This is a genomic window from Suipraeoptans intestinalis (genome assembly GCF_009696485.1).
Taxonomy (GTDB): Bacteria; Bacillota; Clostridia; order Lachnospirales; family Lachnospiraceae; genus Suipraeoptans; species Suipraeoptans intestinalis.
Genome location: NZ_VULY01000018.1, coordinates 1,460,786 through 1,473,255 on the forward strand (window position 1 = coordinate 1,460,786; position 12,470 = coordinate 1,473,255).

The following is a 12,470-nucleotide window of genomic DNA, read 5'->3' on the forward strand; positions in this document are numbered from 1 at the left end:
GTTACAAAATACAGGTGCAAAAAGGACGGAAAATCAGTATGATAAGGGTATCAAAAAAAGGAGGACGTGTAATATGAAAAAGAAAGTGATCAGTATGCTGCTTTGCATCTCTATGGTGGCGGCTCTGGCGGCAGGGTGCAGCCAGGGATCCAAGAAGAGTGACTCTTCGGAGGCAAAGAAAGAAGGAGGACGTAAGTTTGGATATACCTGTATGGACGGAACCAATCCTTTCTTCGTAACCATCGAAGACGAGATGCGTAAGAAGGTGGAGGAAAATGGAGATGAACTGATCTCTGTGGATCCGGCAAATGACGTAAGCCTTCAGATCCAGCAGGTGGAAGACCTGATTTCTCAGGGGATCGACGCCATGTTCCTGAACCCGGCAGAGGCAGAAGGAATCCTTCCGGCGCTGGATGCACTGAAAGAGGCAGGCATCCCCATCGTAAACTTTGACACAGAAGTAGCAGATATGTCCTATGTGACCAGCTATGTAGGATCCGACAACTACAACGCAGGAAAAGTTTGTGGAGAAGACCTGGTGAAGAAGCTTCCGGACGGAGGAAAGATCATCGTATTGGATTCTCCTACCATGAATTCCGTAGTAGACAGAACCAACGGTTTCCTGGACGCCATTGAAGGAAAAGGCTTCGAAGTGGTAGCACAGCAGGATGCAAGAGGAAATCTGGAGAAGGCAATGGGAATCGCAGAGGATCTTCTGCAGGCACACCCGGACGTAGTGGCTATCTTCGGAGGAAATGATCCTACAGCTTTGGGAGCACTGGCAGCAGCCAATGCGGCAGGACTGAAGGACTGCCTGATCTACGGGGTAGACGGATCTCCGGACATCAAGGCAGAGCTGGCTTCCGGCAAGTCCCTGATCGAAGGAACAGGAGCACAGTCTCCGGTGGATATCGCTGACAAGTCCGTAGAAGTGATGTACATGGTACTGGATAAGAAGAAAGTAGAAGACAGATATCCGGTAGAAACATTCCTGATCACAGCAGACAACGTAAAAGAATTCGGCACAGACGGATGGCAGTAATCATTGACAGGTAAGAACAATAGGGTGCTTTGTTCCAGGGGAATGAAGCACCTTTGTTGATAGGACAGGCAGGCTGCCGGAAGCGGCGGCGACACAGGTCCGGGATGGCAGGCGGACGCAGAATCTTTCCCAAAGACAGGGACGGATCCGGCGCTCCTGCAACACGGGAACATATGGCAAAAAAGAGAGAAGCAGGTGATATTTTGGGCGAGATGGCATTGTTGGAAATGAAGCATATACACAAGCGGTTTCCGGGCGTATATGCACTGAAAGACGTAAACCTGGAGCTTCAAAGAGGAGAGGTCCATGCTCTTTTGGGAGAGAACGGAGCAGGGAAATCCACATTGATCAAGGTTCTGGGAGGAATTTATTCGGCAGATGAGGGAGAGATCATCATCGAAGGGAGAAAGGTATCCATTCAGGGCGTGAAGGACGCCCAGGAAAACGGGATTTCGATTATCCATCAGGAACTGGTTCTTGTGCCCTATATGACAGTGGCAGAAAACATCTTTCTGGGGAGAGAACCGATGAAATCCGGCTTTGTAGATAAGAAAAAAATGAACGAGGAGGCACAGGTTCTGCTGGATGCCTATGACATGAAGATCCGGGCAACCAGGCTGGTAAAAGATCTGACCATCGCCCAGCAGCAGATGGTGGAGATCGTAAAGGCGATCTCTTATCGTTCCAAGATTCTGGTAATGGACGAACCCACCTCCTCTATTTCAGACAAGGAAGTGGCTTTTCTGTTTGAAACCATGCGGAACCTGACGAAAAAAGGCGTGGGGATCATCTATATTTCCCATAAAATGAGCGAGCTGGAAGAAATCTGCGACCGGGTAACAGTGCTTCGGGACGGGGAGTATGTAGGGACGAAAGTGGTGAAGGAAACCAGTAAGGATGCCCTGATCGCCATGATGGTAGGCCGGGAGCTGACCAACTATTACGTAAGAGATTTCCAGGAGCCGGGAGAAGTGGTCTTAAAATGCGAAGGGATTTCTGACGGAAAGCTGGCAAAAGACGTGGACTTTGAACTCCGAAAAGGAGAGATCGTAGGGTTTGCAGGCCTGGTGGGAGCCGGCCGCAGTGAGGTTATGAAAAGCATTTTTGGCCTGATGCCAAAAAGCCAGGGAACCATTTACATTGAAGGGAAAAAAGTAACCATCAAATCTCCCATCGATGCCATCCGGCATGGGATCGCCCTGGTGCCGGAGGACAGAAAGCTGGAAGGCCTTTACAAGGTGCAGAGTGTGCGGTTTAATTCCACCATAGAGGTGCTGCAGGATTTCATCAAGGGAATTTTTGTAAACGGAGAAAAGGAAAGAGAGATCACGCAGAATTACATCGATAAGATGGCCACCAAGACCCCTTCCCAGGAGCAGATGATCGGGAATCTGTCCGGCGGGAACCAGCAAAAGGTGCTGATCGGAAGATGGCTGGCAACGCACCCCAAGATCCTGATCCTGGATGAACCCACCAGAGGTGTGGACGTGGGGGCAAAATCGGAGATCTACTCGATTATGAATGAACTGGTAAAAGAGGGGATGTCCATCATCATGATCTCCTCAGAGCTGCCGGAAATACTGGGAATGAGCGATCGGATCTATGTGATGGCCCACGGGAAGCTAAAAGGCTGTATCGGGCACGAAGAGGCGACACAAGAAGCCATCATGAAATTTGCGGCAGAATAAGGAATGAGAGTTAGGAGGCAGAATCATGGCAGAAAAAGCAAAGAAACATACAGGCGCATCCGGATATGGGGCGGCTATCAAATTATATTTTAAAGAAAATCTGGGAATTATCATCGCATTTTTGGTGCTGAGTATCTTTCTGACAGTATTTCCCAGAACCAGCGGAACCTTTTTTACACGGCAGAATATCTTCAACATCCTGAGACAGATCTCTACCAACCTGTTTTTGGCATGCGGGATGACCATGGTGATCATCCTGGGAGGGATCGACCTGTCGGTGGGATCCATCATTGCCCTTTCCGGTTGCGTTTCGGCAGGATGTGTGGCAAGGTATCATCTGCCGCTGGGCGTTGCGCTGGCGATCGGCGTATTGGTAGGCCTTTTGGTGGGGCTGTTTAACGGAGCGGTGATCAGCAGGACGACCATCCCACCGTTTATCGTAACGCTGGCTACCATGAATGTGGCAAAAGGATTGGCGTATGTCTATACAGGCGGCTCTCCGGTGCGGGTAGTCACCAAAGAATGGCAATTTCTGGGAGCCGGATATATCGGGATCTTCCCGACGCCGGTGGTGATCCTGGTGGTGGTGCTGATCGTAACGGCCATCATCATGAACCGTACCAAAATGGGACGTCACATCTATGCGGTGGGAGGAAACCAGCAGGCGGCAGAATTTTCGGGAATCAAAGTGGCAAGAGTGAAATTTTTCGTGCACGCTTTTTCCGGGCTGATGGCAGGTCTTGCCGGGATCGTTCTGGCATCCAGAATGTATTCCGGACAGCCGACGGCAGGAGACGGAGCGGAAATGGATGCGATCGCGGCGGTTGTAGTAGGTGGAACCTCCATGGCGGGAGGGTCCGGTAAGATCGGAGGAACCATCATCGGAGGCCTGATCATCGGAGTACTGAACAACGGATTGAATCTTTTGAACGTCAACTCTTTCTGGCAGTATGTTGTCAAGGGAGTGGTGATCCTTCTGGCGGTGTTTATCGACTACTTCCGGAACAAAGGGAAAAAGTAGAGGAGGAGCTATGTTAGTATCTTTGAAACCTTTAATGGAACTGGCAGAAAAGGAAGAGCGGGCCATCGGCGCCTTTAACTGCCCGAATATGGAGTCCGTCATGGCCATCATCCGGGCGGCAGAAGAAACCGGATCTCCGGTGATCCTGAACTATGCGGAAGTCCATGGAGATCTGATCCGGATGGAGGAGATCGCGCCGGTGATGCTCCGGTTTGCAAAAGAAGCCAGTGTGCCGGTCTGTGTGCATCTGGATCACGGCGCGTCGGTAGAAAGCTGTATGAAGGCTATCCGGCTGGGATTCACTTCCGTGATGATCGACGCATCCGGACTGGATTATGAGGAAAATGTACGCATCACCAAGGAGGTGGTACGGTTGGCGCACGCAGTGGACGTAACAGTAGAAGCGGAACTGGGACATATTTTTTCTTCGGAGATCGGCGTGGGAGAAACGGCAACAAAAGAAACGGCAGACAGCTTTGCAGATCTGGAGGATGTATATACCAGTCCCGGCCTGGCAAAAGATTTTGTAACAAGGACGGGGGTGGACGTATTGGCCATTGCCTTTGGCACCAGCCATGGGATCTATACCCAGAAGCCGGTGCTGGACCTGGATCGGATCAGCGCTATCAAAAGGGAGATCGACATTCCCTTCGTAATGCACGGGGGATCCGGTCTGAGCAAGGAAGAATTTCAGACGGCTGTCAAAAACGGGATTCGGAAGATCAATTATTACACCTATATGACACTGGCAGGCGGACAGGCGGTAAAAGAGGCGTTGGACAAGCAGACGGGAGCGGTGTTTTATCATGACATTCCGGTGATCGCAGGAAAAGCCATGCAGGAAAACGTAAAAGAAGCGATAGAAATATTTGCCCGGAAAGACCGGTAGAAGGTCCGGGAAAGAAAAAGGGCTGTTGTGGGGATCACAGGATCTGTCACGGGGCTCTTTCTCATAAGCGAAAGAAAGGGGAAAGCAGCGTCCGAAAGATGCTGCAGAAAGGATAGATGAAGCGTTCGGAAATCAACAAGGCATTAAAGGACATGCACCAGATGATTCGGGAGTACCGGATCTCCCTGCCGCCATTTTGTGACTGGCTTCCCGAGGAATGGGAGGAAAAGGGCGAGGAGTACGATGAGATTCGGGACACGATGCTGGGCTGGGATATTACAGATTTTGGACTGGGAGATTTTGAAACGACAGGGTTCTCCCTGATCACGCTGAGAAACGGGAATCTGCAGAAAGAGGTCTATGAAAAACCTTATGCAGAAAAACTGTTGATGTTGAAGGAAGGGCAGTATGCACAGATGCACTACCATGCATACAAGATGGAAGATATCATCAACCGGGGCGGAGGAAATATTCTGATCCGGGTGTTTAATTCCAACGAGGACGGAAGCTTTGCGGATACCGATGTGACAGTCTACAGTGATGGGAGAGTCTATACGGTTCCGGCAGGAACGCAGGTCAGACTGACGCCGGGAGAAAGTATTACCATTACCAGAGGCCTGTATCACGATTTTTCTGTAGAGGAAGGAACGGGAACCGTGCTTTTGGGGGAAGTATCCATGTGCAACGATGATTGCACCGACAACTATTTTTCCAATAAGAAGGTGGGAAGATTCCCGGAGATCGAGGAGGATGAGGCTCCCTATCGCCTTCTATGCAACGAATATCCCAGAGCGGGGAAATAACGGATACAGTACCGGGAAGGCCCGCGTCTGCCGCGGATATTCCCAAAAAGGGTGCGCTTAAGAAGCCGGAAAGACAGAAGAAAAAGCAGATCATACAGAAGGAACAAGGAGGAGCGTATGGGACGGGAAGGAATCGCGCTGGCAGGAACGCTGATCGCAGATATCGGCTATACCATCGACGTATATCCCAAAAAGGGAAATTTGGCATGGCTGAAGGATGCGGTTCCCCACACAGGCGGATTGAACAACCTGGTCATTGATCTGGCCAGAATGGATGAGACACTGCCCCTGAAAGTCAGCGGGATGATCGGGGAAGACGACTATGGGAATCTGATCCGGGATACGCTGAAGCAGTATCCCAACATTCAGACAGACAATATAACAAGAGGGGGAAGGACGGCAGTGACCTTTGCCATGACGGAAGAGATCAGCAAACAGAGGACTTTTTTCTATGATCCGGGAACAACCTTAAGTTACGGGGAAGAGCATATTGACTTTGACAGGCTGGATGCCAGGCTGTTTCATCTGGAATATCTTTTGCTGCTGGGAAGGCTGGATGAGCCGGATGAAAGCTATGGGACCAGAGGAGCCAGGGTGCTGGCGGAGGCCAAAAGAAGAGGGATGGAGACCTCTGTGGACATGGTATCGGAAGAAGGCGACAGGTACCGGGAAGTGGTGTGGCCTGCCCTGCAGTACACCGACTATCTGGTGGTCAATGAAGTGGAAGGCAGCGGAACCTCCGGGATACAGATGTATGACGAGGAGGGGATCCTGGAAGAAAAGGTCTGGGAAGGTTTGGAGAAGCTGGCTTCTCTGGGCGTGGGGAAGTGGGCGGTGGTACATTCTCCTGCCTGCGGGTACGGCCTGGATTGCCGGACAGGGGAAAGAGTGAAGGTGCCCAGCTTTTCCCTTCCAAAAGGGTATATACAGGGAACGACAGGAGCCGGAGATGCGTTTTGTGCCGGGGTGTTGTATACGGCTTACAAAGACGGCAGCCTGGCAGAAGCCCTGTATACGGGAGCGCTTTGTGCCGCGCATTCCCTGTCCCGACCGGACAGCAACTCGGGAGTAGAGCCGCTTCCGCAGATGCGGGAGCGAGCCAGGAAGGAATGGGAGGCATAAAGCCCCATAACTGCTGTGGATGCTGCTAAAAGGAGAAGCCGGATCACGGTGGACACACGCTTTTGTAAGACGTAAAAAAGAAACAGGACGACAGCTCTGCCAAAGAAGGAGGCAGGGCTGTTTTTGCAGGTGTAAGAAAAGCTTTCCGGGGAAACTAAGAAAAACATAAGAAATGACGAGAGAAAAAAGTTTGACGAAGGCTGATTTTTTTTTGTATAATAAAATACGTTTAAGAATGCATTTACAAGGAAGTGGCGGCCGGAACGCATTGAGAGTCCTCCCAGAAGAGGGAAGGACGTCGGAACGACGGCGCAGGAGCACAGGAGGTGGCATCTTGAAACAACATCGTTTTTGGGCGTGGCTCATGGTATTTTGCCTGGGGATGGTATTTTACACCGGCATGAAACACAAGTAAAGCTGCCGTAGGCCTTTCGGAAGAAGGGCAGGAAACGGTATGGAAAAAGGAGGACAAGAACATGGATATTTTTAAATGGAAGAGGATCGGATTGTTTGCAGGAGGCGTTTTGTTTGGAACAGCCGGAGTGAAGCTGCTTTCCAGCAAGGATGCAAAAAAAGTGTATACAAACTGTACCGCAGCAGCTCTCCGTGTCAAGGACTGTGTGTTAAAGACGGCAGAGACGGTGCAGGCAAATGCAGAGGACGTGCTGGCGGAAGCAAAGCATATCAACGAGGTGCGCCGTGTAAAAGAGGGCGAAGTGGTAGAAGATGCAGTGTGCGAAGCGGCAGAAGATAAGGCAGGAGAAGTGTAATTGAAATTTGTAATCAAGCATGAAATTCCGGGAAGGATCCGTATCCATCTGGTACAGGGACAGATGACGACAGAAGAAGCGGAGAGGCTGCTGTACTATTTGAACACGCTGGAATATGTCACGCAGGCAAAGGTGTATGAACGGGCGGCCGATGCCTGCGTTTGCTTTATCGGAGACAGAAGAGCCCTGATCCGGGCGCTGCAGGAATTCCGATATGCGTCCGTAGAGCTTCCGGAGCTGGCCACCGCCAATTCCGGGAGAAGACTCAACAAGCTGTACAAAGAAAAACTGATCACAGAAACGGCCATCCGGTACTTTACCAAGACGTTTTTGCCTTATCCGCTAGGCGTAGCCATAACGGTACTGAAGGCTGTCAAATACCTGAGGGCCGGGCTGCGAAGCCTGCTGAAGGGAAAGCTGGAGGTGGCGGTGTTGGATGCGACGGCCATTGGTGTTTCCCTAGCAAGGGGACAGATCGGCACGGCAGCGTCCGTCATGTTTCTTCTTCGGATCGGAGAGATCCTGGAAGAGTGGACCCACAAGAAATCGGTGGGGGATCTGGCGCGCAGCATGTCTTTGAATGTATCCAAGGTATGGCTGAAAACAGAAGACCAGGAGGTTTTGGTGGATGCCAGAACTGTCCGGGAAGAGGACCGGATCGTGGTACATATGGGAAGTGTGATTCCCTTTGACGGAATTGTTACAGAAGGGGACGGTATGGTCAATCAGGCTTCCTTGACAGGAGAACCGCTGCCGGTACACAAAGAAGCCGGAGCTTACGTCTATGCAGGCAGTGTCCTGGAGGAGGGCGAAGTCGTTTTTGCGGTAAAGAAGATCTCTGGTGCTTCCAAATATGAAAAGATCGTGACCATGATCGAGGAATCAGAAAAATTAAAATCCTCTGTGGAAGGAAAAGCCGAGAGGCTGGCGGACAGGCTGGTGCCCCTGACTTTGGCAGGGACAGTGGTGACCTGGGCGTTGACTAGGAACGTGTCCAAAGCGCTGTCTGTTCTGATGGTAGATTTTTCCTGTGCATTGAAGCTTGCCATGCCGCTTACGGTATTGTCAGCCATCCGGGAGGCCGGGACCTATGACATCACGGTGAAGGGCGGAAAATTCCTGGAAGCTGTTGCGGAGGCAAAGACCATCGTGTTTGACAAGACGGGAACGCTTACCAAGGCGAGACCTTCCATGAGAAAGATCATTCCCTTCTGTCAGAGGAGCGAAGAGGAGCTGCTGCGGCTGGCGGCGTGCCTAGAGGAGCATTTTCCTCATTCTATGGCAAAGGCAGTGGTTCATGCGGCAAAGAAGAAGGGACTGGATCATGAAGAGATGCACTCCAGCGTGGAGTATATAGTGGCACATGGAATCTCTTCTTATGTAGAAGACAAGCGGGTTATCATCGGAAGCGCCCACTTTGTGTTTGAAGATGAAAAGTGCGTGATCCGGGAAGAATATCAGGAGGCATTCGATATGCTCCCGCCGGAGTATTCCCATCTGTATCTGGCGGTGGATGGAAAGCTGGCGGCAGTGCTGTGCATTGAGGATCCTCTCCGGCCGGAAGGAGCAGCCGTAGTAAAGGCGCTGAAGCAGGAGGGATTTGAACGGATTGTAATGATGACAGGTGACAGCGAACGGACAGCGGCGGCAGTTGCGTCCAGAGTAGGAGTCGATGAGTATTTTTCAGAAGTGCTGCCGGAGGATAAGGCCAACTTTATTGAAAAAGAAAAGAAGGCAGGCAGAAAAGTGGTGATGGTGGGAGACGGAGTGAATGATTCTCCTGCACTTTCTGCGGCGGATGCAGGGATCGCCATCAGCGACGGGGCAGAGCTGGCAAGAGAGATCGCAGATATTACCATAGCGGCAGACGATCTGTACGAGATCGTGCGGCTGAAATGTCTGAGCAACGCGCTGATGAAACGAATCAACCGGAATTACCGGGATATTGTGGCCATCAACACGGCGTTGATCCTTTTGGGGGTAGGAGGACGGATACAGCCCACCACTTCGGCTATGTTCCACAACCTCTCCACTCTGGCCATCAGCCTGAACAGTATGAAAAATCTTCTGAAAGAGAAGAAAGTTTAGAAGAAAAAGCAAAAACGGCATCCTCCCATTAGTAGGAAGGAAGCCGAAAGGACAAAGGACGACAACGAAAGCTGTCGTCCTTTGTCTTTTGCATACAGTTCATGGAAAATCCGTATCTGTGGCGATGCTATAATGCCCTCTTCGGGCATGCTTTCACGCACTCCATGCAAAGGATGCATTCTGTTCCGTTTTCCCTGTTGCGGGAATTGTCTGTAACATCCACATCCATAGGACAAACGTACTTGCGATTGCGTGGTGCAGTTCCAGTGATTTTGCGGGCAAGGCTACTCCTACTGATTTTCTTGCAGCTTCGCGGATACGTACGAGGATAAGCTTGTGGTTTGTTTCAAGGCGAAGGTGGAAGTTGAAATTGAACGATAATATACATCATTATCGCATTGAAGTGACTAATAAAAATTGACAAATAATGTAAATGAAATATATCCTGCCTTTGACGAGTATGTATGAAATTCCAAAATGAAAATATGATATAATATCAAAAATGAGAACTTAGAGAAGATTTATATTTAAGAAAATGAATGATATTCAATCGGCTTCACCGCAAATTTGAGTGATTTGTCAACGCAGCTGTGAAAGGAGTTTCCGACACTGCGAATCCGTATATGTACAATGCAGAGTATACAGATATCGTCACCGGAAATCAGTACTTGCGGGCGATGTATTACAATCCGCAGACCGGAAGTTTCTTAACCGAGGACAGCTATCTGGGCGATCTGATGGAACCGCTGAGCCGGAACTTATATACCTACACGGAGAATAATCCTGTAAACTTCGATGATCCAAGCGGACATGGCATTTTTAGCGCCATAAGAAAAGGTGTAGGTAAGGTTGTAAAGGTTACAAAGAATGCGTTTCATACAGCAAAGAAAGCAGTGGTTCACACTTGGAACAAGGTCACTTCATGGGTCGGCAGTACAGCAAGCCGTGTGGTAAATACAGTTTCAAAGCAGGTGTCTGGCGGCAGTTACAATCGGTCCGGCGGAGGGAGATCGGCAAGACACTATAGTGGCGGCGGAAGCGGCGGCACAGGTGGATACTACGGCGGTAATTCCGGTGGATATGATAGTGGCGGAGCGGGAAGCGGTGGGGGTTCATACTATGCCAAAACCGCATATGAACGTGCAAAAAGTACCGGGAAATCCACATATAGCTGGGGGCGTTCAAAACTAAAAGAAGCAAAAAATATCTGGAAATCCTGGACGGCATCCATGGAAAAGACCGTGAAGCGTTTCTGTACGACAGCAAGTAGAATTGTAAAAAATAAGATAGATAATTTAATACAAGATAAAATCCCAGTCGGGTTAAAGAAGATAGCTAAGATTTACAATGGGTTAGATCCTAATACACAAAAAGTTTTTGGTGGACTAGCAGAAATTTATAATAAAATCAGCACCAATACATGGGGTAAATTAATTAATAAAGTAATTGATGATAACCAGCTTGAAAACAATTTGTTCAATATTGTAAAAGATCCAGTTGGAAAATTTTTGGCATTTGAATATGACCGGGAAAAGGATTATTACAAGACAAATGAATCCTATGGAATACAGCGGCATGGTGGATTTATGGATTTGTATGATGAAGCTGGAGGATTACTGGGAATGGATTTGGCTACAAAGGTTGTAAATTATAGTGTGAATGGTACAAATTATCGTTTGCAGTTTTGGAAGGGAAGCTATGGCTTTGGTAGCGCATATGGTGGTGAGATCGGTTTGTATTTTAATACTGACGGAAGTGATTGGTATCAGACCGTTAGTGGTGATGATGAAATTGTGACAGAGCAGTATGTAAAAGATCGGAACACCGGAGCTGAATTAATACATAATGACACCAGAGAATACGCGGACAAGGGGGACCACTATTGGAATCTAGCAATTAAGACAGATGCGGGAAAAAATAAGAATACAATTATACAGGAGAGCTATCTGATATATAATGATCCAGCGAAACGAAAGGCGGCATTGGACGCATTACAAAATACTCAAGGATTAGAAATAACAAATATGGGTGAAAAAGGAATAAAAGTTGTTTACTAAAGCTAGAAAGGAGAAGTATGAGAAAAATAATGCTTTTATGTATTATACTCTGTTGTTTTTTGTTGATGGCAGCATGTGGAAAAGATAAGCAAAAAAACCCAATTTATTCAAAAGATACAAATGAAAGAATTATTATGTCATTAGAAAAAACATATCCTGAGAATAAATTTACAGTAATTAAGGCCTATGATGAATATGATGGACAGTATTATGCTGTGTGTTCGGATGAGAATGGATTGGAATTTAGAGTTGATACAATTGTTTACGATAATACATACCACTTTGGATGTAAGGATGAATATCTTTTTCAATGTTTACAACAAAAAGAATATGTTGAAAAAGCAAAAAAATCCGCGGAATCCCAAGGGTATTCTGTTGAGTATGACGCTGCTAATCGTAACCTGACATTGATGATAGATATTAATAAGGAAAGTACATCCGAAGAGGTCGCAGATGAAATATATGAAATTATTCATGGTGTCAAGGACCTTCCCAAAACAATCTATCCCAATACAGGATTTACTACAGGAGAGGTGAACTATTACTCTGAACCTAAAATGTATAACTTGCTTTATTCTTTTTATGATGAGCAGATAAGTTATACTTTAAATACAGGGTCTGTATCTATTTTTGAGACAGAGAATGATAACCAATCGTTGGTAAAAGAAATAGAACAGAGTAAGAAACAAGCATACATAAATAGGTCAACATATTTAGAAGAAAAATGACTAGTGAACAGAACAAGCGTGCGAAAAGAAAAATCATAAAGATAAAAAGTGAAAAAGGATTGGGACAACATATGATGAAAAAGGAATTTGAGAAAAAGTAATTTTTTTTGGGAATGTTAATATTATGTGTGCTATTTTGTTCGTGCGGAAGAAACGCTATGATGTCTGAAAATGTAAATGATGATTATATGTAGGGATTCAGAAACCATAATTTAAAAAGCTATTTTAATTTTAAGCCCGTTTACAACTGGATGTTTACCGC

General features: G+C 47.9%; 10 protein-coding genes and 1 pseudogene. 10 read left to right on the forward strand and 1 reads right to left on the reverse strand.

Annotated features, from left to right (window positions below; genetic code table 11):
* Positions 1-73 precede the first annotated feature (73 nt).
* From FYJ34_RS07680 to FYJ34_RS07715, 8 genes are all read left to right on the forward strand, one after another.
* Positions 74-1,042: a sugar ABC transporter substrate-binding protein gene (locus tag FYJ34_RS07680; RefSeq protein WP_154477564.1), complete on the forward strand. Its 969-nt coding sequence runs from the start codon at positions 74-76 to the stop codon at positions 1,040-1,042.
* A 203-nt stretch (positions 1,043-1,245) separates the two neighbouring features.
* Complete coding sequence (locus FYJ34_RS07685) at positions 1,246-2,730, forward strand: sugar ABC transporter ATP-binding protein (RefSeq protein ID WP_154478853.1); 1,485 nt, start codon at positions 1,246-1,248, stop codon at positions 2,728-2,730.
* Between the two features lie 25 nt (positions 2,731-2,755).
* Positions 2,756-3,751, forward strand: a complete 996-nt coding sequence (locus tag FYJ34_RS07690; RefSeq protein WP_154477566.1) for an ABC transporter permease — start codon at positions 2,756-2,758, stop codon at positions 3,749-3,751.
* 10 nt (positions 3,752-3,761) lie between these two features.
* Positions 3,762-4,640, forward strand: coding sequence for a class II fructose-bisphosphate aldolase (locus FYJ34_RS07695; RefSeq protein ID WP_154477568.1), 879 nt, complete (start codon positions 3,762-3,764; stop codon positions 4,638-4,640).
* A 116-nt stretch (positions 4,641-4,756) separates the two neighbouring features.
* Positions 4,757-5,443, forward strand: a complete 687-nt coding sequence (locus FYJ34_RS07700; RefSeq protein WP_154477570.1) for a D-lyxose/D-mannose family sugar isomerase — start codon at positions 4,757-4,759, stop codon at positions 5,441-5,443.
* A gap of 117 nt (positions 5,444-5,560) precedes the next feature.
* Positions 5,561-6,565, forward strand: a complete 1,005-nt coding sequence (locus tag FYJ34_RS07705) for a carbohydrate kinase family protein (protein WP_154477572.1) — start codon at positions 5,561-5,563, stop codon at positions 6,563-6,565.
* Between the two features lie 476 nt (positions 6,566-7,041).
* Positions 7,042-7,335 carry a DUF6110 family protein gene (locus tag FYJ34_RS07710; RefSeq protein WP_154477574.1) on the forward strand — a complete coding sequence of 98 codons (294 nt, stop codon included), beginning with the start codon at positions 7,042-7,044 and terminating at the stop codon, positions 7,333-7,335.
* Positions 7,336-9,423 (forward strand): heavy metal translocating P-type ATPase, encoded by a 2,088-nt coding sequence (locus tag FYJ34_RS07715; RefSeq protein ID WP_154477576.1) that lies wholly within the window; start codon positions 7,336-7,338, stop codon positions 9,421-9,423.
* A gap of 127 nt (positions 9,424-9,550) precedes the next feature.
* Here the strand turns inward: FYJ34_RS07715 and FYJ34_RS15155 are convergent.
* Positions 9,551-9,667: pseudogene (locus FYJ34_RS15155) on the reverse strand (4Fe-4S dicluster domain-containing protein); the annotation flags it as partial.
* Positions 9,668-10,013: 346 nt separating this feature from the next.
* Here FYJ34_RS15155 and FYJ34_RS14200 point away from each other — a divergent pair.
* Together FYJ34_RS14200 and FYJ34_RS07730 are read left to right on the forward strand one after the other, a co-directional pair.
* A complete protein-coding gene (locus FYJ34_RS14200; RefSeq protein WP_330582554.1) occupies positions 10,014-11,480 on the forward strand; it encodes an RHS repeat-associated core domain-containing protein in 1,467 nt (488 codons plus the stop codon).
* A gap of 17 nt (positions 11,481-11,497) precedes the next feature.
* Positions 11,498-12,208: a hypothetical protein gene (locus tag FYJ34_RS07730; RefSeq protein WP_154477580.1), complete on the forward strand. Its 711-nt coding sequence runs from the start codon at positions 11,498-11,500 to the stop codon at positions 12,206-12,208.
* The last annotated feature ends 262 nt before the right edge of the window (positions 12,209-12,470 follow it).